Raw genomic sequence first — 19538 nt, 5'->3', positions numbered from 1 at the left:
CCACTCGTCGTGCCCACTTCTCGGATCACGTGCTTTGATCAGGACGTCGATATGAGGGGGCATGGTGGGGCGCAGAGCGGTCATCTTTCACGGGACCGGCGGCAACCCGGACGTGTGCTGGTATCCCTGGCTGGCGGAACGGCTCAGGGCCCGGGGCTACGCCGTCGAGGTGCCGCACCACCCGGGCATCAACGTCGAACCGATCGCGACGTTCCTGCCGAAGGTGCTCGACGGGCACCGCTTCGACGAGGACACGATCCTGGTGGGCCACTCGGGGGGCGCGGCACTGCTGCTGGCGCTCCTGGAGCATGTCGATGTCACAGTCGCCCAGGCGATCCTGGTCGCCGGCTACTGCACCCGGCCCAACACCGAGGAAGAGCCGGTCCTCCAGCAGAGCTACGACTGGGACGCGATCCGGTCGCACGTGCGGGACATCTACTTCATCAACTCGCGCAAGGATCCGTACGGCTGCGACGACCAACAGGGGCGCGCCATGTTCGAGCGGCTCGGCGGCACCCACATCGTGCGCGACGACGGGCACTTCGGCGACTACAACCAGCCGTACGACCAGTTCGAACTTCTCGACCGCCTCATCCCCTGACGCCGCCTGCGCGCCCCAGCGGCGGGTCGGCGGCCCCCTGAGCTCAGGCTCGCGCCGAGGGCGGCCTGGGCCGGGTCCTCTCCTGCGCAGGTACGTGTGGGCCAACTGGCGAAGCCGTGCCCTGTCGAAGCTGTGCCCGTGGCCGGGATGGACGACTGACACGTCGAGGTCGGCGAGGGTCTGCATGCTCCGCCGGTAGGCAGCCACGTCCGAGTTCGGCAGATTGTCGATCAAGGCGCCGTCGTAGATGACGTCGCCGGAATACAGGGTCCCGGTGCGCTCCTCCAGCAGGGCGATGCTGCCCGGTGTGTGGCCGGGAAGGTGCAGCACGGTCAGCACCCGCCCGCCCAGGTCGATCCGGTCGCCGTCATCGAGCATCCGGTTCAGGGTCATGGGTGCGATGCGGTAGCTGGCCGGGTCGTAGCCGGGACTGGGAAGGGTGTCGAGCATGAGCTCCGGGACGGGTTCTCCCGCTGGGTCGATCCCGAGTTTGTCGTAGAGCTCCGCGCCGTACAGGCTCGCCGGTACGCCCGTCGCGAGGACCTCGGCCTCGGCGGGGTGGGCGGCTCGGTCAGCGAACTCGGCTGCTCCACCGACGTGGTCAAGGTGCGCGTGGGTGAGCAGGACCATCGGATCGCGGTGGAACAGGCCGGGGAGCGCCTCCCGCAGGGTGACGACACCGAGCCCGGCGTCGATCACCAGGTCACGGTCGGTGCCGCGCAGCCACCAGAAGTTCGCGGACACCAGCTCGTTGACGTGCGGCTCCGAGATGCGGATGACGCCGTCACCCACGTCGGCCTGTGTATGCCAGTCGACCATGCCCGCCAGTGTGCCAGCGCGATCCCCGAACCCCTGCCGGCCGCGTCGCACCCCCAGGACTCTGTTGAGGATCTTCCCAGCGTCTATATCTAGTGATATCTATGTCACACCGAATCTCCTACCCCCACCGGAGCGCGACGTGCGGAAATCCCGTCTGGCAACCCTCACCCTGAGCCTGGCCACGGCCCTGGCCGCCACCCTCACCCTGGCAGCGCCCGCCGAGGCCGCTCCCAGCGACCATTACGTCGCCCTCGGCGACTCCTACTCTTCGGGGGTGGGTGCCGGCAGCTACACCGCCGAGAGCGGTTCCTGTCAGCGCAGCACCAACGCCTACCCGGCGCTGTACGCCACCAACGTGCAACCCGCGTCGTACCGTTCGGTTGCCTGCTCCGGTGCCACGACCGCCAGCGTGATCAACACGCAGCTCAGCGCACTCAGCACCACCACGACCCTGGTCAGCGTCACGGTCGGCGGCAACGATGTCGGGTTCGCCAACATCATGACCACCTGCGTGCTCTACGGGACCAACGACTGCGTGGCCGCCGTGCAGGCCGCCGAGGACAAGGCGCGGGCCGATCTCACCAACCTGCTGCGCACCGTCTACAACGGAATCCGCACCCGTGCGCCGTCGGCCCGCGTGGTGGTCGTCGGCTACCCGGTGTTCTACCAACTGGGCACGACGTGTGTCGGGCTCAGCGCCACCTCGCGCGCGAAGATCAACGAAGGTATCAACCTGGTGAACGACCTCACCCGAAGTGCCACCCAGGCCGCCGGCTTCACCTTCGCCGACGTCCGGTCGCAGTTCGTCGGGCACCAACTGTGCAGCTACGGCGACAAGTGGTTGCACGCCCTGAACTTCGTCAACCTCGGCATCTCCTACCACCCGACCGCGGCCGGCCAGTCCAGCGGCTACTACCCGGTCTTCCGCTCCGTCGCCGGCTGACGTCGAGGGCACGCGGGGCGAAACCCATCGCCCCGCGTGCCCCGTCGAGCTCGGTCGGCCCGTACAGGATCAGCACTCCGGCCTACGGGCCGAGGAGATGGTCACGTGAGGAAGCCGTGCAGCGCCGCCGTGAGGTCGTCGGGGTTCTCCTCGGCGACGTGATGCCCGGAGTCGATCGGGTGGCCGCGCAGATCGTCGGCCCAGGGCCGCCACACAGCGAGCGGATCACCGTACAGGTCCTCCATGTCGTCACGGGTCGACCAGAGAAACAGCGTCGGACAGCGGACTGTGCGACCGGCACGCCGGTCGGCTTCCTCGTGCTCCCGGTCGACACCCAGGCCGGCGCGGTAGTCCTCCAGCATCGCCCGGACCGTGGCCGGGTCATGGATGGCCTCCCGGAACTCCTCGTGATTCTCGGCCCCCATGCTCTGCGGCTGGGCCTTGCTGCCGTACCAGGCATCGGGGTCGACGGCGATGGCCCGCTCCGGCTTGTCGGGCTGCGCGAAGAAGAACCAGTGGTACCAGTCGTGGGCGAACCGCGCGTCGCACCTGGCGAGGGCCTCACTGATGGGCACACCATCGAGAACCACGAGCCGGCTGACCACGTCCGGGTGGTCCAGTGCCAGGCGCAACGCCACGTAGCAACCACGGTCGTGCCCGACCGCGGCGAACGTCGGATGACCCAGGTTGTCCATCAGTCGGACCATGTCCCCCGCGACCGCCCGTTTGGACTGCTGCGAGTGGTCCGGGAGGATCTTCGCCTTGCCGGACCGCCCGTAGCCGCGCATGTCAGGGCAGACGACGGTGAAGCCGCGTCTACCAACTGCGGTGCCACCCGGTGCCACGTCGACCCGGTGCGCGGATGCCCGTGGATGAGGAGCACCGGGGGCCCCTGTCCGGCATGCCGGACACGAAGGTCCACCTCCCCGACGTCGACCCTCTCGTCGGTGAAACCGTCAAACATGCGCGACGAGTATCCGAGCCGCCCGTCCCGCAAACCTGCGCCCACGTACCGTCTGGTCAGGGGCATCGACCCGGTTCCGGCCGCGAGGGCCGTCACCCTCGTAACCCCGGAAAAGCTCAGCGTGTACGGACGTCGCGCGTGGCGCCTTCGGCGATGGCCCGGAGTTTGTCGGGGTTGGCGACGTTGTGGATGGCGATGATGCGCCCGCCGGCTTCGACCTCGACGGTGACGGTGGCGACCACACGACCCGGACCGCGGAACACCATACCCAGCCCGCCATTGATCTCGACCAGCTCGGCGCTCATGTCGGCGGGCTCGACACCCTGGTAGGTGACGGTGCCGATGGCCGCGAACCAGGCGGCCACCGTCTGTGCCCCCGCCACCGGACGCATGGCCTGGCGGACCTTGCCGCCACCGTCGGTCCACAGTGTGACGTCCGGCGACAGCAGCTCCATGAGGGCGTTGATGTCGCCGCCGGTCGCGGCGACGAAGAACCGTCGGGTGACCTCGTGCTGCCGCGACCGGTCCGCGACGAAGCGTGGCCGCCGGGCCCGTACGTGCTCGCGAGCGCGGTGCGCGGCCTGGCGCACCGCGGCCTCGGAACGGTCCACCGCTTCCGCGATCTCGGCGTGGCTGAGGTCGAAGACCTCCTTCAGTACGAACACCGCGCGCTCCAACGGACTCAGTGTTTCCAGCACCACCAGCATGGCCATCGAGACGGACTCGGCGGTCGTGACGGCGTCGGCGGTGTCCCCGGTGGTGAGAATCGGCTCCGGGAGCCACGGCCCGACGTACGTCTCACGCTTGTGCCGGGTGGAGCGCAGCCGGTCCATCGCCAGGTTCGACACGATCCGCGTCAGATAGGCCCTGGGGTCAGCCACCTGCGCACGGTCGGCGGCCGACCATTTGAACCAGGCGTCCTGGATCACGTCCTCGGCGTCGGCCGCCGTGCCAAGAATGCGGTAGGCCACCGAGAACAGCAGGTTGCGATGCTCGTTGTAGACCCGCTGGTCGAGTTCCCGGAACGGATGGGTCACCGCGCGTCCCGGACCCGGGTGAAGCGGCCACCGCGGGGCCAGAACGCGCCCGCGGCGGGCATCCTCTTCATGCGGCCGAATGTCGGCCAGGGCGAAGCGCTCACCATCTCCTTGTACCAGGCCGCTCTGCGGCCGGTCAGACACATCCGTCGAGGACTGTCGTCGGGGTGGGTGAACTGGACGACGGCATCGTGCCGTCCCAGACTCACCGGCGTGTGGTAGTAGCCGAAGCGGAAAGGCCTGGCCTTCCTACCCTTGAGCGCGCGGACGATCGCGACCGCGGCGTGCACCCCGGTCGGCATGCCACCCTGGCAGGTGCCGTGCATGACGCCGTAGCTCTGACGGATCGCTGCCGCGTCGCCCACCGCGTACACGTCGGGATGCGACACCGACCGCAGCGCGGGGTCGGTGACGATCCGGCCGCGCTCCTCGACGCTGAGGCCGGCGGCCGCAGCCAGCGGCGACACCCGCGTGCCACTCGTCCACACCACGACGTCGGCGGCCATGATCTCCCCACCAGCCAACTCGACCGAATCGGGCAGCACCTTCACCACCTCGATCCCGCTGCGCACCTCGACGCCCATGCGCTCAAGCGCGGACCGCAGATACGCCCTGACCTTTCCGATCATGGTCGCGCCGGGTTCCTGCCGACCCAACAGCACGACGTTCAACTCCGGGTGCCGCTCGGCGATCTCCGCAGCCGACTCGACGCCGGTCAACCCACTGCCACCGACCACCACCGTGCCGCTGCCGAGCCGCGCCAGCCGGTCCGCCAGCAACTCGGCGTCCTGGACGCTGTTCAGCGTGTAGGCGTAGTCCTCGACACCCGGCACCGCCGCCGTGTCGGCCACACTGCCCAACCCGTACACCAGCGTGTCGTAGTGCAGCACCCGGTCGTCGTCGAGCCGCACGGTCTTCGCATCCGCGTCCAGCGCCGTCACCCAGCCGCGCACGAACTGCGCGCCCGTACCCTCCAGCAACTCCGGGATGCTCATCTCGGCGAGCCGCTGCCCGGTCGCCGTCATGTGCAGTCGCAGGCGCTCGGTGAACCGCTCCTGCGCGTTCACCAGGGTCACCCGCACATCCTGGCGGCGCTTGACCCGAGCCGCGAGCTGGATCGCCGCGGCCATCCCCGCGTACCCCGCCCCCAGAATCACCACCCGGTGCGCAGCCGCCCTCCCGACCTCGTGCTCTGTGCTCATCGTTCCGCCTCTCTCCTCCCGCTGACGACCACCAGACGCAAGCTGCCGCGGTGTCCGTGACATGAGATCGACGTGACGCACGACATGGTCGACGTTCGCGCCCGCGTTGATCCACACCTCGCCACCGCGTCCGGTGAACGTTCCCGTTAGAGCACCAGCCGAGCAGGGCGCGGAGTTTCGGGACGGCTTCGGTGCCGGCACTCCGCCCTGGCTGTCGACGCGTTCGTCCGACAAATTCGCTATCTGGCGGCCGGAGCGCAGTGATACACAACCGAGGTGCAAAATACCTTGGAGTTCCCCGAGGTCCTGCGGCTGATCGCCGACCGCTCGGCCGCGTTCCGCGCCGCGATCGCGTCCGCCCCCGACCTTGACGTCCAGGTCCCGACCTGCCCGGACTGGTCGCTGCGCGAACTGGCGCAGCACATCGGTGACGGCCGCCGCCGCCAGGCCGCCATCATCGCGGCGGGCCCGGGCGCTGAGCCCCCGGCGAGGACGGACCCGAAGGGTGCCCCGACCGCGCCCCGCGACCGCGAAGCCCTGGACGCCTGGCTCGCCGAGTCGACCGAGCTCATGCTTGACGCGATGCGCGAGGCCGGCCCGGACCGCGGCTGCTGGACCTGGTGGGGCAGCTCGCAGGCCCCGCAGACCAGCGGAGCCGTGGCCCGGCACCAGATCCAGGAGATGGCCGTCCACACCTACGACGCCCAGCTCACCCAGGGGGCCGCACAGCCGCTCCCGACGGACGTCGCGGTCGAGGGCGTCGACGAGTTCCTGACGACCGTCTCGGCGACGACCGTCCCCTGGCCGTTCAAGCCGGCGACCATCGACCTGCACACGACCGAGGGCCGCTCCTGGCGCCTGACCCTCAACGCCGACGGCGTCCGCTGCGACGACCTCGCCACCGACGCGGCGCCAGGCGACATGGCGATGCGAGGCACAGCGAGCGAAATGATTCTCTACTTCTACGAGCGCCTTCCGCTCGACGCACTGGAGACCACCGGCGACACCGAGCCGATGGAGCAGCTCGCAGACTGGGACCCGACCGCGTAAGCGCGCATTTGTGACGCATCTGTCGGTTGTGCTGGGCTCCGCCCGTACCCTGCGAAGGTCAGGCTCCGATCGCCGGTGTGTGGCTGCCGTGCCGCGGCGCGGCAGCCACACGGGGCGTCACTTGTTGTGCTTCTCCTGGCACGGCACGCAGAAGCGCGCGTGCGGGAGAACCTCGAGCCGCTCGGCCGGGATGTTCTGGCGGCACTTCTGGCAGGCACCGTAGGTGCCTTCGCTGATCCGGCTCAGCGCACCGGTGATCTGCTCGATGTTGCGGCGGGTGGCCAGCAGCAGCGCAGACTGGTTGTGGGCCTCGCTGGGGTCGCCGGTGTCCGCGTTGAGCTCGGTCAGTTCCCGCAGCCGAGCCGTTTGTGCGGCGAAGTCGTCCGCCAGGGACGCTCGCAGATCAGCCAGCCAGCTCTGATCAACAGCACGATGATCGACGCTCATGGTCTACCTTTCCAGGGAAAAAGAAAAAGGGCCGAAGCTCGAATAGCTTCGCCCTGCGGTCGTTCTGGGATGCAACGATTCCGCGGGAGGGTCTCGGCCGATTGGCGGCGGGCTCGACAGCTTGTGCGAGGGCGCGATGTGCAGCGCGCGGACAACCGGCACGCGCATCCCAACCGTCAGGCGTCGCTCCGTCGCTACGCGAGCAGCGGCAAGCGCTGCCAGCGCAGTGACGACAGACGAGCAGAAAGTCACCGACGGCATGCATCCACCATAGGGGGACTCCTGCGCTAAAGCCAACGCCTGCGGAGGGACCCCACCTTGGCCACGGCGTGCGACCCGAAACGTCTCTTCGCAGCTCAGACTGGACGATGACGGCACCGAGCCACCGGCAACGGAGGCCTGTAAAGCCGCGCCAGTCCGCTCGAAGACAACAGTCAGCTGGGCGGAGAGGGACATTCCAGGACGGCGATCGAGTTTCCGGCGAACAGCCCCAGGTGCGGATGCCCGGAGAAGATCTGAACTGCCTCGTCGTGCGAGCCCGCTTCCACGATGGTGTAGCCGGTCAGGGCGTCGGTGAAGTCCTCGACACCCCGCGCCGTGACCAGCTTCTTCGCGTTCAATGGAGCGCCGGGGTCGACGAGAGCCCTCTCGTTGGTCTGCGCCCATGACGCCCACGCGTCGAGAAACTCAGCCTGCTGCTGTTCGGTGAGTTCGGCCTTGCCGACCTCATCAGCTGCGCCGTTGAAGAGTGCAAGGAACTTACCCATCCCCGCATGTTACGACGGCCTGCTCATGCCACAGCGGGCCGAACTGTCGGAACGGAGTCCGGCCGCGAGGCTGGCTCTGGGTGTGCAATTCGACCCGACCTGGCCTGGTACCCCGCCGGCGTGGTCCCCCTGGTGGTGCTGCACCACCTGGCATGCGCCCACCACCGCCGCGCGAGGTTGCCCCTCCCACAGCCCGCCGACTGATACGCGCGAAACCTGGGACGGGCGATCAGCCGCTTCGGCGATTGCCGTACTGGCGCGGGCTCTGGACCGAGCCCCGGCCGCCGAGGTGCTGGCCCTTTCCGTGCGGTTGAGGCGAGACGACCTTGCCCTTCGCGCGACGGGCAGCCCGATTCGAGGGAACGGCAGGCTGGTCGGTCTCGTCCGTGGTTGAGGTGTCGGCGTCCGCCGCGTGGGCGTCTTCGACGGGCTCAGGCTCCGGCATCGGTATCTCCCTGGGTTCTTGGGCAGTGCGGACCATCGGCAGCCGACGGACGCGGGCTACTCGACGCCGGTGTGGGCACCCTGACGGTAGCGCAACGCCGGGACCTTCCGATCGACGGTCTCCAGCCGCCGCTGACGTTGCGGCGAGCACTCTTGTACGCCGCCGGGCTTCTTCGCGGCGTACCCCAGGCGGCAGGAGGTCGCCCGACGGCGGGCGCGCTGCGCCCGCAAGCTCGACTGTCGGCGACACCGGCGATCCACTCGACCAGGTCGGCTGGGCAGGGTGCCCGGCGGGGCGGTCGAGGCACCTCGGGGTACGCGACAGGGTGGCTGAACGCGAATCCCACCTAACTCGGTAATTCTGCCCCTAGATTCGATGCGCAGGACGCAGCCGAACCGGGGAGAGACGTGGACAGCTATCCGGCGATCGAGGATCACGGACTCATCGGCGACCTGCAGACCGCCGCGCTGGTGACGTGCGACGGGACGGTCGACTGGTTCTGCGCGCCGCGATTCGACTCGCCGAGCATCTTCGCCGCGCTGCTGGACAAGGAGAAGGGCGGTTACTTCCAGATCGCGCCGCACGACACGCGGTACGTGACCAAGCAGCTCTATCTGCCCGGCACACCCATCCTGATCACCCGGTTCATCAGCGCCGACGGGGTGGCCGAGGTGATGGACTTCATGCCGGTCACCGGCGAGCGGGCCACCGACGCGCACCGCCTGGTCCGCATCGTCAACATGGTCCGGGGGAGCATGCGCTTCCGGGTGGAGTGCCGGCCGCGGTTCGACTACGCCCGCGAAGAGCATCAGCTGGAACGCCATCGCAACGGCTATGTCTTCCGCAGCCGGTCGATGACGATGACGTTCAACCCGGTCGACCCGGTACGGCAACTGCTCGCCGAACGCGGGAACGTCCACCTTGAGGGCGGCGACCTGGTCGCGTACGGCACGCTCAACGAGGGTGACGCGGGCGGAGTGGTTCTGGAAACCGCCGGCACCGAGCCGCGCATCTTCTCGCCGGAAGAGGTCCAGGGCATGTTCGAGTGGACCCGGGACTACTGGCGGCGCTGGCTTGAGCGCTCCCGCTACACCGGCCGCTGGCGGGAGATGGTCGAGCGCTCCGCCATCACGCTGAAACTCATGACGTACGCGCCGACCGGCGCGATGATCGCCGCCCCCACCGCGGCGCTACCCGAACTGGTCGGCGGAACCCGCAACTGGGACTACCGCTACACCTGGGTACGTGACACGTCGTTCTCGGTGCACGCGCTGCTCGGCCTCGGCTTCACCGAGGAGGTCAGCCGGTACATGAACTGGCTGGACGAGCGGATCCGCGAGGCCGGCGAGCACCAGGATCCCCTGAAGATCATGTACCGGGTGGACGGCTCCTCCGACCTGCACGAGGAGGTGCTGGACCATCTGGAGGGCTACCGCGGCTCGCGGCCGGTGCGGATCGGCAACGGCGCCGCCGACCAGATCCAGCTCGACATCCACGGCGAGGCGCTCTACGCCATGCACCTCGCTGACGAGCAGGGCATCCGCGTCTCGCACCAGGTGTGGAAGAGCACCGTCCGGCTCGTCGACTGGCTCTGCCACAACTGGGACCAACCCGACGCCGGCATCTGGGAGAGCCGCCACCACCCCCGCAACTACACCTTCGGTCGGGTGATGTCCTGGGTCGCGCTGGACCGGGCCATCCGGCTGGCGACCCGCACCGGCCGCCCGGGGGACATGAGCTGCTGGACCGAGCAACGCAACCGCATCTACGACCAGGTCATGGCCCGCGGATACAACCGGGCGCGCGGCACCTTCGTGCAGGCGTACGACGAGTCCGTGCTGGACGCCTCGCTGCTCGCCATGCCGTCATTCGGTTTCGTCACGCCGAGCGACCCGCTGTGGCAGTCGACCCTGCACGCCATCGAGCGCGAACTGGTCTCCGACAGCCTGGTCCACCGGTACGACCCGGTCCACTCCCCCGACGGTCTCCCCGGCCACGAGGGCACCTTCAACATGTGCACCTTCTGGTATGTGGAGGCGTTGGCCCGTTCCGGCCGCCTGGACGACGCCCGACTCACGTTCGAGAAGATGTTCACTTTCAGCAACCACCTCGGCCTCTATGCCGAGGAGATCGCCGAGACCGGGGAGCAGATCGGCAACTACCCCCAGGCGTTCAGCCATCTTTCGTTGATCAACTCAGCACTGACGCTCAACGGCCTGCTCGACGCCGAGGCTGACACCCGGCGCCGCCGGTAGCGCGGGCACGCTCCGGTCGGCAGTGCAGACCCGGCGCTGGGATGGGCTTGACGCGCGGAGGTCCATCACGCATGGTCGACCTGCATCGACATTCTTGAATGCACTGACACGGGGAGGACTGATGAAGGCCTTCGTCACCACCGCCTCGGCCGCGGCCCTGCTGCTCCTGGCCTCGGGCGGCGCATCCCACGGTCGGCCAGCGGCCGACGCGCCCTGCACCGGACAGATCCACCCGAACCCGGGGTTCGAGCGGGGCACCACCGGCTGGACCGCCGGCCCCCGCATCGTGGTGTTCGGCGACGCGACCCGGCCCGCACACACGGGCCGCGCGTACGCCACGTTCGCGGGGCTGGACGTGACACGCACCGACCTACTGCGCAGCACCGTCACGGTGCCGGCCGGCTGCGACCTGACGGTCCGCTTCTGGGTCCGGACCATCACCACGGAGACCAGCCGCGGCGACTACCTGAACGTCGGCATGGCGGTCACCGGGATACCCCCGAAGACGAGGTTCTCGCTGGCCTTCGACGGCGGGCCGCAGTGGCGGCAATACAGCATGTCGACCGGGACGGCGACGACCGAACGCACCGCGACGGTCAGCTTCCTCGCCAGCGAGACGGCCGGCAACGGCGCCACGGCCTTCGACGTCGACGACGCGACGTTCGCGCTGAGCTGACCACAGCGTTTCGGCCCCTCCCGATGGTGCTGTCGTCGGGGATTCACATCGTGGGCGCGTGGATTGTCGAAATGCCCCCGCAGATCAGATAGCGACCGAACTGTCAATGAGCAAATCGCGATTGGGTGAGGCCACAAGCGACCCGGAACTGCAAGGCGTTGAGACGCCCATCTCGGTCGGCGGAGTTCCTGGCCGACGAGAGAATTGCTCCCTATGCTTGCCGGCGGAATGCACTGCGGCTCATCCGGGGCCGAGGGGAACACCCATACGAGGATTTGCGAATGCGCCGGAATTCTGCCCTGAACAACGGCACTGCTGATGCCAGCGGAGTAACACCGGGCGACGAACCGCCAACCTCCACCCCGGAGGGAGGCGCCCGCCAATCTGCCATCGCCGAGGAACAGGCGTTCCTCGACATGGCCACGGCCCGGCGCGACAGGCTGACCGAGCACCTGGAGGTCGAGCTCTCGTCGGAGGCCCTGGACGCGTTGGAACATGCCCGGCAGCGCATGCTCCGCCAGCAGTACGAAGAGCTGCGGCGAGCTGGGGAGGGGCTGGTCTTCGGCCGCCTCGACGGCCTTGATGGCACCGTGCGACACGTGGGCCGTATCGGTCTCCGCGACGACGTCGAGGACAGTGAGCCACTGCTGGTGGATTGGCGCGCTCCCGCAGCTCGGCCGTTCTACACCGCGACGGCCGTCGACCCCCAGGGTCAGGCGCGGCGGCGTCACGTACGCACGGAGGGGTCGACCGTCGTCGGGGTGGACGACGAGCCGCTGGACGGGAGCATGACGGCCGAACTCGTCGGTGAGGGCGCCCTCCTGGCCGCCCTCGACCAGCGGCGCACCGGTGTCATGTCGACGGCGATCTCCACGCTGCAACGCGAACAGGACGACATCATCCGGGCCAGGGCGACCGGCCCGCTGGTCGTTCAGGGCGGTCCCGGCACCGGCAAGACCGTGGTTGCGCTGCACCGCGTCGCCTACCTGCTGTTCACGTACCGAAAGATGGCCGACCAGGCGGTCCTGGTCCTCGGTCCCTCGCCACGTTTCCTCCAGTACATCGGCCAGGTGCTGCCCGCCCTCGGTGAGACCGCCGTCGTCTCGGCGACCTGCGACACCCTGCTGGCCGACATCCCCGTGGGCCGCGAGGAGAGCCGGGTTCTCGCCGAGATCAAGGGCCGCGCCCTCTGGCAGCCCGCGCTCGAGAGCTACGTCGCGTCGCTGCTCCCCCGACCCCGTGAGCTGAAGCTGCGCTGGGAGGGCGATTTCTACGTCATCGACGCCGCAACGGTGGCGCAGGCACTCGCCTCGGCGGTGCAGGGACGCCCCTACCACCGCGCCCGCGCGGCGTTCGCCGAGCAGTTGCACCACCTCCTCGCCGACGCCGTCGCCGAGCAGCGCGAGACGCTGATGAACGAGATGGAGGAGGGCTTCGAGGACATCCTCGCCCGCGTCGACAAGGGGATGGAACAGGACCACCGTCCCCTCCGGACGTCCACCGGCAGCGACGTCGACGGACTGCTCTCCGAGGAAGAGATCGAACACCTGCGTACCCGTATCGCCGAGAACGCCACCATCGCCCGGTTCGTCGAGGCATGGTGGCCCACCCTCGACGCCGAAACCCTGCTGGGTGACCTCCTGAGCGACCGCGCCCTGCTGGCCCGGATGGCCCCACAACTGTCCCCGGAGGAGATCACCGCCGTCTCGGCCGAGCCCGCCCCCTGGGCATCGAGCGACATACCCCTGCTCGACGCCCTCGCCGACCTGCTCGGCGACGCCGACGCCCCGCAACCACAGGGCGAGTTCGTCGCCGACCACGCTCGCCGGCAGCGCGGCTGGGTGTACGGCCATGTCGTCGTCGACGAGGCGCAGGAGCTGTCCGAGATGCAGTGGCAGATGGTCCTACGGCGCTGCCCCAGTCGCTCCATCACCGCCGTGGGCGACATCGACCAGGCCGAGGCAGCGCACCGGCACACCAGCTGGGCACAGGCGGTGCAGGCTGCTTTCGGAGACCGCTGGACCGCCGCGGAACTGACCATCTGCTACCGGACCCCACGTGAGGTCATGGACCTCACCGAACCGGTCTTGAAGAGGGCTGGCAGCCACAACGCGCCGCCACGGGCGGTGCGATCCTCCGGCATCGCCCCCTGGCAGCTCACGGTCACCCCCGCCGAGCTCGTCGACGCCGCCGCCCAGGCAGTGCGAGAGCTCCAGCAACGATGGCACGGCGGCATGGTCGGCGTCATCGCCCCCGCCGACCGCGTCGCCGAACTCCGGGCCGTGCTGAGTGATGTGCCAGTGCTCACCGCGACCCAGTCCAAGGGTCTGGAATGGGACGCGACGCTACTCATCGACCCCCAGGGCATCGCCGCCGAACCGCGCGGCTGGAACGGCCTCTACGTCGCGCTCACCCGATGCACCCAGGAACTCGGACAGCTGATACTCACGCCGTAGTCGGGCTCTTCACAGACGAGGGTGTAGTCGCGGACCTGGGCCTGCGGGTGGCGGGATCAGTCGTTGGTGGACGTCTCTGGTCCGGGCACGGCATATCGGGCGGCGATGGTGCGCACGGCCTCGTCGACCACCTGAGCGACGCGTTCGGCGCTCACCTCCCAGCCGGGCACGAGGAGTGTCGGCCAGAAGACGTAGTTGGAGATCATGCCCAGGAACTGGGTGGCTGCGAGCTCGACGTCTTCTACCCGCGCCGTTCCCGCCTCGTGCTCGGCCAGGAGGTAGCCGCGTACGGACTCGAAGTAGGGCATCTTCCCGTGCGAGAACTGCGCGTGGGCCAGCTCGGGGAATCGCGGCAACTCGGCGATGACGATTCGGAACAGGTCGGTCATCCGGGGCTGGCTCAACAGCTCGGCGTAACGGCGACCGATGGTGCTGAGCCCGTCGACGAGGTTGCCCGCCGGCGGAGGATCCTCTTCGTCAGCTGTTGCCCAGGACTCGTTGACGATGGCGTCGAACAGGGCAGCCTTGCTCGGAAACTGCTTGAACAAGGTGGCCCTCGAGACGCCCGAGCGCTCTGCGATCTGCGCCAGCGACGTCCGGTCGTAGCCCAACTCGAGGAACAGGGCGGTCGCGGCCGTCACGATCAGCGCGCGCTTCTCCTGGGCTACGCGCTGGTGGTACGTCGTCACGACCCTGCTCATGAACCGAGCATACGAGGTGAGTGGCTTGACTCACCACTTCCACGGGCCTAGTGTCAGGGCAATGGTGAGTCGCTTGACTCACCATCGGCCGGTGTTCATCACTGATGATCCCGGTCGGTCACCCCGTACCGAAGGAACATGCGATGAACCGCTTCGACAACCAGACCGTGCTCGTGACCGGTGGGACCGGCGGCCAGGGCTCGAGCCACGTACGGGCCTTTCACGCGGAGGGCGCGAACGTGGTGATCGGCGACATCGACGCCGAACGTGGCGCCGCTCTCGCCGACGAGCTCGGGACGCGTGCTCGCTTCGCCCACCTCGACGTCACCGACGAGAGCTCGTGGTCCGCCGCTGTGCAAACCGCCGAGAGCGCCTTCGGCGCCCTGAACGTGCTCGTCAACAACGCGGGCGTCCAGAACCCGCCGGCGCCGATCGAGAACACGGACCAGGCCACGTGGTCGCGCATCCTCGACATCAACCTCACAGGGACCTTCCTCGGCATCAAGGTCGCCGCCCCCGCTCTGCGCCGCGCAGCAGGGGGAACCATCGTCAACATCGCCTCGACGATGGGCCTGGGCGGCACGGCGCACTACGCGCCGTACGTCGCCAGCAAGTGGGCGGTACGAGGTCTCACTCGAACGGCAGCGCTCGAACTCGGCCGCGACCACATCCGTGTGAACACCATCCACCCCGGCGTGATCGCGACCTCCTTCATCCAAGAACCAGCAGCTGGCGCCACGATGGCAATCGCCGACTTCTACTCACCCGAGCCGTTCGCCATCCCCCGCCTCGGAGAGCCGACCGACGTCACCCGGCTTCTCCTGTTCCTCACGTCATCAGACGCCTCATTCATCACCGGCTCGGAGTACGTCATCGACGGTGGACTCCTCCTCGGCCCCGCCCTTCAGACCGAGACCGCATGAGCACTCCGGGCACGACCGGATGGAACGACTCCGCACGGGACGCGTCCCTGTCCCATCTGCCCGATCCCATCCGGCGAGCCATCGAGCTCACACCCGCCGCGGGCACCAGCGAACGGATCATCGACATCACGACGTTGGGGCGTCGCACCGGCCGACCACGCCGCATCGAGATCTTCTTCTACCGCGCCGCGGGCGCCACCTATCTGTGTAGCGGCGCTGGCGGGGCCGCTACCGACTGGCATGCGAACCTTCTCGCCAATCCCACCTTCACCTTCCACCTCAAGCACGGGATCCGTGCAGATCTGCCCGCACGGGCCACGCCGGTCACCGACCCAGCTGAACGTCAGGCCGTACTGGCGGAGATCGTCGCGGATCTCAATCAGCCCCACGACCCCGGCACCATCCGGCCGACCCGGCTCGAAGATTGGGCGGACAGCCGGCTGATGCGCATCAGCTTCCGCCCGCACCCTCAACCGTGAAGAGCCGGTATTCACCACACTCTTCGACAACACCTCCGGATGTTGGGCGTGTTCTCGGGCCGAGAGGAGCCGTAGGGGTTCCGAAAGCGTCCGCGGCCAGTTCGACGGTAGCGGCCGTCGTACCCTCCGGGGATGAGGACATCGATCTTCCGGTCGCCGATGACGTGGGCTGGTCTCGCCGCCGTTGTCGTCGTGGCGGTTCTGGCCGCCTACTGGTTCCAGCCGTGGAAGCTGTTCACCGACACGTACGTCGACGAAGCGCTTCCTCCGGCCGGGGCGACACCGGCCGCCACGACTCCCATTTCCACGCCCTCGTCCCCCACAGCATCGGCCACCACCCCTGCGGTCAACGAGATCCTGGCCGCGGGCGAGTTCGTCACCCATGAACACGAGACGACCGGCAGCGCCGAGATCGTCAGGCTCGCCAACGGGCGCCACCAGCTCGTCGTGAAGGACCTGAAGACGTCGAACGGACCGGACCTGCGGGTGTGGCTGACCGACCAACCGGTCACCCGAGGCTCGGACGGCTGGCGGGTGTTCGACGACGGCGAATGGGTCGAGCTGGCGAAACTCAAAGGCAACAAGGGCAACCAGGTGTACGAACTACCAGCCTCGGTTGACCCCCGCGACTTCCGGAGCGTCTCCATCTGGTGCAAGCGATTCGCGGTCTCCTTCGGCGCGGCCGACCTCACGAGCGCCTGACCGGGCACGCGCCGCCAGGGACACGGAGTGTCTCGGTTGCGCACCGCTGATTAGATGTGCTGATGGATCCGTGGGAAGCAACATTGCTCGTCATCGCCACGATCGGGTCGGTCGGGGCTGCGATCGGAGCCTGGTTCCAGGAGAGGCGCAGCTCGGCGACCCAGCTCGCGGCCGTGCAGCGGAAGCTCGATCTGGTTATGGATCACCTCGGCATCGTCGCGCCCGTGGAGTCGGAAGTGGTCCGGCATCTGGAGAGCGGACGGGTGATCCAGGCTGTTCGCGTGTACCGCAAGCAGACTGGCGCGAGCCTGGTCGAGGCGAAGCAGGCGGTGGACCGCATCGCCACCGGGCTCCATCTCCAGCGGTAGGGCCGCAGTCCACATCCTCTCAGAGGGTCAACCGGTCCCGGTGGCGAAGGGGCCGCCGTCACCGAACGCGAGCCGCGCGAAGTTCTCGGCGATACGGCGATGTCCGGCAGGGTCGGGGTGCACCTCGTCCGGTAGTGGGAGTTCGGCGTAGTCCGCCTCGCCGTACAGGTCGCGTCCGTCGAGGTAGTGCAGGTTCGGGTCGTCGGCCGAGCGCTGGTCGACGAGCCGGGCGAGTTCGTCACGGATGATGTTGAGAGTCAGCCGCCCAGCGCTGCGCTCGGCCGGATCGCCGGTGGCCTTGAACCGCAGGGTCCCGCCCGCGAAGTCCGGCGCGAGAGGGCCGGGCGTGTCCTCCTGAACCGGGCACAGGATGGCGGACACGACCAGCAGTGGTGTGGTCGGATGCCCCTCGCGGACAGTGTCGAGGAAACCATGGACAGCAGGGGTGAAGGCGCGTAGACGCATCACGTCACTGTTGACGATGTTGATGCCGATCTTGACGCTGATCAGGTCCGCGGGGATGTCCCGCATGGCGCGGGCGGTGAACGGGTCGAGCAGCGCGCTCCCGCCGAACCCCAGGTTGACCAACTCCACGCCGCCCTCGGCCGCGGCCAGGGCCGGCCAGATGGCGGTGGGATGATCGGCGTTCGAGCCATGGCTGATGGAACTGCCGTGGTGCAGCCACGTCCGGCGTCCGTTGGGCGGGGTCTGCTCGACAGGCGCGTCGGTGCGCAGCGCGATCAGCTCGGTCATCTCCCTGTGCGGAAGCCAGATCTCGACGTCTTTCTCACCCTCGGGCAGATCCGCGAAGCGGGCGGTGCCGGCCGACCCTTCGGCGAGCACGGAAGTCTGGGTGAGCATGTTGGTGACGGTCCGGACGTTGCCTCCGGCCACCGAGGCCTGCGCGGTCAGGCGGCCGTCGATCAGCAGGTCGTAGACGCCGTCCGGTGGCGGCGGAAAGCCCTGGTAGACCCGCCTGGTGGGCAGCGTGTCCAACTCGATCGTGGTGGCCCGGGTACGGAAAGCCAGCCGCACGCCGGAGGGCTGAGCCTCAGCCATGGCCAGTTGGTCGTCGGGGATCTGCCGGCGCGCCCGCGCGGTCAGCCGATGCGGCAGCAGACCGCGCGCGGTCACCTCCACGTCGACGAAGCCGCGCAGCAGGTCCGGAGTGACCGGGGTGGTCCAGTGCTGCCCGGTGGTCATTGACTCAAGCCTCTCAAGCTCATGGCCCCGCAGGATCGCCCGGGCCATCTGCGCGTGCCGGCTGCCAGCGCTGGCGGCCACCGTTCCCGGATCAGGGCGAAGTCGCATCACCTCGTGGTGACAGTAATTCTAGGATTCGGCTAGGGCCGCGCAGCCCGGAGACCAAGGATCACCTCGGGGCGAAGACTGTGCGCCCACTCGGAAGAACCACAGCAGGAAGGACAGCGGCATGACCGACCGCGACCGCGCCACCCCGGCCATCCCGGACGACGATCCGGGTCGAACCCTGACCGTGGCCAACCCCGACGACCCCGCAACCACCTACATCTCTCTCGCCGGTGGCACCTACGCCATGCTGATCACCGGCAAGCAGACCAACGGTCAGTACTGCCTCATCGACATGCGCATCCCCGACGGCGGAGGACCGCCGCCACACCGGCACGACTTCGAGGAGATGTTCACCATCCTCGAAGGCGAGATCGAGTTCACCTTCCGCGGAGAGAAGCACCTCGTCCGAGCCGGTTCCACCGTGAACATCCCGGCCAACGCGCCGCACAATTTCCGCAACACCTCCGGCGCACCCGCCCGCATGTTGTGCGTCTGCACCCCGGCAGGCCAGGACGAATACTTCCTCCGCGTCGGCGACGAGGTCGCCGGCAAGGACGCAGCGCCGCCACAGCTCACCGACAACGAGATGGCGGAGCGCCGGCAACGCGCGGCCGATCTGGCGCCCGAGTACCGCACCGAGATGCTCTGACCGACCAGGGCCGGCCAGAGAACCCGGGAGTAAGACGTCCGGCGCTCATCGCTCGACCCGTACCGGCGCGGTTTCCCGGGCGAAGCGCAGCAGGGCGGTGAATGCCAGCGCGGACGTCACCGCTCCGCCGGCGAGGCGTACCCAGTGGCCGGCGACGAACTCCTCGGCGACCTGGCGCAGATACTCCGGGGAGTGCGTGCCGACCGGGTCGACGAACATGATCTCGTTGCGCGGCCAGAAGAACACCACCGAGAACAGGAACTCGCAGGCGATGAAGACCACCGCGGCGGCGGCGACGTACCACCGCAGTCGCCGATTGCGCCACGTGAGGGCGGTCGCGGCGAGGCTCGTCAGGACGACCGAGGCGCCCAGCGGCGGGAAGTAGTCGCTCGGGCCGCCGGCGACCAGGAACTCACGGGCCCGGTCCAGCGAGGCGGGGGCGTCCCCGAAGATGTTCGGGTAGAGCATCACGGTCTCGGCCGCGACCCCACCAAATGACATCATCGCCGCCCAGACGAGCACGATGAGCACGATCCAGGTCAGTTTGATACGGGACACAGCAGCACTTCTCCTTGGTTTTCGGGCCCTGCGGGCACGATCTGTGATGTCGCCGTCGACGCTAGGTCGCCAACTCGGGACCGTCTGCCGCGCAGACGCGCTCGCTGGCATCGCTTCTCGACGTACGTGCCGGCGCGGGGGTGATGCCTGCGGACGGCAGCGGCGCGGACCCGCACCGACTTAGG

19 protein-coding genes and 1 pseudogene are annotated in these 19538 nt (G+C 68.6%); 11 read left to right on the top strand and 9 right to left on the bottom strand.

Annotation, left to right across the window (positions count from 1 at the left end):
• Positions 1–61: 61 nt before the first annotated feature.
• Positions 62–601, top strand: coding sequence for an alpha/beta fold hydrolase (locus HNR22_RS00735; RefSeq protein ID WP_218906119.1), 540 nt, complete (start codon positions 62–64; stop codon positions 599–601).
• Between the two features lie 198 nt (positions 602–799).
• On the opposite strand, the pseudogene HNR22_RS31970 reads toward HNR22_RS00735, so the two are convergent.
• Positions 800–1420 (bottom strand): annotated as a pseudogene (locus HNR22_RS31970) (MBL fold metallo-hydrolase); the annotation flags it as partial.
• A 139-nt stretch (positions 1421–1559) separates the two neighbouring features.
• Between HNR22_RS31970 and HNR22_RS00725 the strand changes: the two are divergent.
• Positions 1560–2363: a GDSL-type esterase/lipase family protein gene (locus HNR22_RS00725; RefSeq protein ID WP_179778532.1), complete on the top strand. Its 804-nt coding sequence runs from the start codon at positions 1560–1562 to the stop codon at positions 2361–2363.
• A 101-nt stretch (positions 2364–2464) separates the two neighbouring features.
• On the opposite strand, the gene HNR22_RS00720 is transcribed toward HNR22_RS00725, so the two are convergent.
• The 3 genes from HNR22_RS00720 to HNR22_RS00710 form a co-directional block, all read right to left on the bottom strand.
• Positions 2465–3151 (bottom strand): alpha/beta fold hydrolase, encoded by a 687-nt coding sequence (locus HNR22_RS00720; RefSeq protein ID WP_246380565.1) that lies wholly within the window; start codon positions 3149–3151, stop codon positions 2465–2467.
• 292 nt (positions 3152–3443) lie between these two features.
• Positions 3444–4364, bottom strand: coding sequence for an RNA polymerase sigma-70 factor (locus tag HNR22_RS00715; RefSeq protein WP_179778531.1), 921 nt, complete (start codon positions 4362–4364; stop codon positions 3444–3446).
• Positions 4361–5566 (bottom strand): NAD(P)/FAD-dependent oxidoreductase, encoded by a 1206-nt coding sequence (locus HNR22_RS00710; protein WP_179778530.1) that lies wholly within the window; start codon positions 5564–5566, stop codon positions 4361–4363. The genes HNR22_RS00715 and HNR22_RS00710 overlap by 4 nt, the downstream gene beginning before the upstream one ends.
• A 276-nt stretch (positions 5567–5842) precedes the next feature.
• Here HNR22_RS00710 and HNR22_RS00705 point away from each other — a divergent pair, with 276 nt between their 5' ends.
• Complete coding sequence (locus tag HNR22_RS00705) at positions 5843–6616, top strand: maleylpyruvate isomerase N-terminal domain-containing protein (protein ID WP_179778529.1); 774 nt, start codon at positions 5843–5845, stop codon at positions 6614–6616.
• 117 nt (positions 6617–6733) lie between these two features.
• Here the strand turns inward: HNR22_RS00705 and HNR22_RS00700 are convergent, their stop codons facing one another.
• Both HNR22_RS00700 and HNR22_RS00695 read right to left on the bottom strand, forming a co-directional pair.
• On the bottom strand, positions 6734–7063 hold the full coding sequence (locus tag HNR22_RS00700) for a TraR/DksA family transcriptional regulator (protein ID WP_179778528.1): 330 nt from the start codon (positions 7061–7063) through the stop codon (positions 6734–6736).
• Between the two features lie 434 nt (positions 7064–7497).
• The gene (locus HNR22_RS00695) at positions 7498–7830 is read right to left on the bottom strand and encodes a YciI family protein (protein ID WP_179778527.1); all 333 of its coding nucleotides are present in this window, start codon (positions 7828–7830) and stop codon (positions 7498–7500) included.
• Between the two features lie 852 nt (positions 7831–8682).
• Here HNR22_RS00695 and HNR22_RS00690 point away from each other — a divergent pair.
• The 3 genes from HNR22_RS00690 (at position 8683) to HNR22_RS00680 (ending at position 13662) form a co-directional block, all read left to right on the top strand.
• Positions 8683–10530 (top strand): glycoside hydrolase family 15 protein, encoded by a 1848-nt coding sequence (locus tag HNR22_RS00690; RefSeq protein ID WP_179778526.1) that lies wholly within the window; start codon positions 8683–8685, stop codon positions 10528–10530.
• 121 nt (positions 10531–10651) lie between these two features.
• Entirely contained in the window at positions 10652–11206 is a 555-nt protein-coding gene (locus HNR22_RS00685; RefSeq protein ID WP_179778525.1) for a hypothetical protein, read from the top strand.
• Between the two features lie 281 nt (positions 11207–11487).
• On the top strand, positions 11488–13662 hold the full coding sequence (locus HNR22_RS00680) for a HelD family protein (protein ID WP_179778524.1): 2175 nt from the start codon (positions 11488–11490) through the stop codon (positions 13660–13662).
• Between the two features lie 56 nt (positions 13663–13718).
• On the opposite strand, the gene HNR22_RS00675 is transcribed toward HNR22_RS00680, so the two are convergent.
• Positions 13719–14363: a TetR/AcrR family transcriptional regulator gene (locus HNR22_RS00675; RefSeq protein WP_179778523.1), complete on the bottom strand. Its 645-nt coding sequence runs from the start codon at positions 14361–14363 to the stop codon at positions 13719–13721.
• Positions 14364–14506: 143 nt separating this feature from the next.
• Here HNR22_RS00675 and HNR22_RS00670 point away from each other — a divergent pair, with 143 nt between their 5' ends.
• The 4 genes from HNR22_RS00670 (at position 14507) to HNR22_RS00655 (ending at position 16835) form a co-directional block, all read left to right on the top strand.
• Positions 14507–15286: a glucose 1-dehydrogenase gene (locus HNR22_RS00670; RefSeq protein ID WP_179778522.1), complete on the top strand. Its 780-nt coding sequence runs from the start codon at positions 14507–14509 to the stop codon at positions 15284–15286.
• On the top strand, positions 15283–15765 hold the full coding sequence (locus tag HNR22_RS00665; RefSeq protein ID WP_179778521.1) for a nitroreductase/quinone reductase family protein: 483 nt from the start codon (positions 15283–15285) through the stop codon (positions 15763–15765). Before HNR22_RS00670 ends, HNR22_RS00665 begins: the two co-directional genes overlap by 4 nt.
• Positions 15766–15897: 132 nt before the next feature.
• The gene (locus HNR22_RS00660) at positions 15898–16467 is read left to right on the top strand and encodes a DM13 domain-containing protein (protein ID WP_179778520.1); all 570 of its coding nucleotides are present in this window, start codon (positions 15898–15900) and stop codon (positions 16465–16467) included.
• A 62-nt stretch (positions 16468–16529) separates the two neighbouring features.
• Complete coding sequence (locus tag HNR22_RS00655) at positions 16530–16835, top strand: hypothetical protein (protein WP_218906115.1); 306 nt, start codon at positions 16530–16532, stop codon at positions 16833–16835.
• 27 nt (positions 16836–16862) lie between these two features.
• Here the strand turns inward: HNR22_RS00655 and HNR22_RS00650 are convergent, their stop codons facing one another.
• A complete protein-coding gene (locus HNR22_RS00650) occupies positions 16863–18038 on the bottom strand; it encodes a GDSL-type esterase/lipase family protein (protein WP_179778519.1) in 1176 nt (391 codons plus the stop codon).
• A gap of 229 nt (positions 18039–18267) precedes the next feature.
• On the opposite strand from HNR22_RS00650, the gene HNR22_RS00645 reads away from it, so the two are divergent.
• On the top strand, positions 18268–18795 hold the full coding sequence (locus HNR22_RS00645) for a cupin domain-containing protein (protein WP_179778518.1): 528 nt from the start codon (positions 18268–18270) through the stop codon (positions 18793–18795).
• Between the two features lie 45 nt (positions 18796–18840).
• On the opposite strand, the gene HNR22_RS00640 is transcribed toward HNR22_RS00645, so the two are convergent.
• Complete coding sequence (locus HNR22_RS00640; RefSeq protein WP_343059623.1) at positions 18841–19353, bottom strand: DUF1772 domain-containing protein; 513 nt, start codon at positions 19351–19353, stop codon at positions 18841–18843.
• Positions 19354–19538 lie beyond the last annotated feature (185 nt).

Origin of the sequence: Micromonospora jinlongensis (assembly GCF_013410645.1) — a bacterium.
GTDB lineage: Bacteria > Actinomycetota > Actinomycetes > Mycobacteriales > Micromonosporaceae > Micromonospora > Micromonospora zamorensis.
The sequence above is the reverse complement of the archived record's forward strand: the minus strand, read 5'-3'. Positions and strand labels throughout refer to the sequence as shown.

What these genes read in the sequence shown, in the direction of transcription:
- HNR22_RS00735 (WP_218906119.1), top strand. Translation starts at nt 62, where the DNA reads ATGGTGGGGCGCAGAGCGGTCATCTTTCACGGGACCGGCGGCAACCCG.
- HNR22_RS00720 (WP_246380565.1), bottom strand. Translation starts at nt 3,151, where the DNA reads ATGCGCGGCTACGGGCGGTCCGGCAAGGCGAAGATCCTCCCGGACCAC.
- HNR22_RS00710 (WP_179778530.1), bottom strand. Translation starts at nt 5,566, where the DNA reads ATGAGCACAGAGCACGAGGTCGGGAGGGCGGCTGCGCACCGGGTGGTG.
- HNR22_RS00700 (WP_179778528.1), bottom strand. Translation starts at nt 7,063, where the DNA reads ATGAGCGTCGATCATCGTGCTGTTGATCAGAGCTGGCTGGCTGATCTG.
- HNR22_RS00695 (WP_179778527.1), bottom strand. Translation starts at nt 7,830, where the DNA reads ATGGGTAAGTTCCTTGCACTCTTCAACGGCGCAGCTGATGAGGTCGGC.
- HNR22_RS00685 (WP_179778525.1), top strand. Translation starts at nt 10,652, where the DNA reads ATGAAGGCCTTCGTCACCACCGCCTCGGCCGCGGCCCTGCTGCTCCTG.
- HNR22_RS00680 (WP_179778524.1), top strand. Translation starts at nt 11,488, where the DNA reads ATGCGCCGGAATTCTGCCCTGAACAACGGCACTGCTGATGCCAGCGGA.
- HNR22_RS00675 (WP_179778523.1), bottom strand. Translation starts at nt 14,363, where the DNA reads ATGAGCAGGGTCGTGACGACGTACCACCAGCGCGTAGCCCAGGAGAAG.
- HNR22_RS00670 (WP_179778522.1), top strand. Translation starts at nt 14,507, where the DNA reads ATGAACCGCTTCGACAACCAGACCGTGCTCGTGACCGGTGGGACCGGC.
- HNR22_RS00665 (WP_179778521.1), top strand. Translation starts at nt 15,283, where the DNA reads ATGAGCACTCCGGGCACGACCGGATGGAACGACTCCGCACGGGACGCG.
- HNR22_RS00660 (WP_179778520.1), top strand. Translation starts at nt 15,898, where the DNA reads ATGAGGACATCGATCTTCCGGTCGCCGATGACGTGGGCTGGTCTCGCC.
- HNR22_RS00655 (WP_218906115.1), top strand. Translation starts at nt 16,530, where the DNA reads ATGGATCCGTGGGAAGCAACATTGCTCGTCATCGCCACGATCGGGTCG.
- HNR22_RS00650 (WP_179778519.1), bottom strand. Translation starts at nt 18,038, where the DNA reads ATGACCACCGGGCAGCACTGGACCACCCCGGTCACTCCGGACCTGCTG.
- HNR22_RS00645 (WP_179778518.1), top strand. Translation starts at nt 18,268, where the DNA reads ATGACCGACCGCGACCGCGCCACCCCGGCCATCCCGGACGACGATCCG.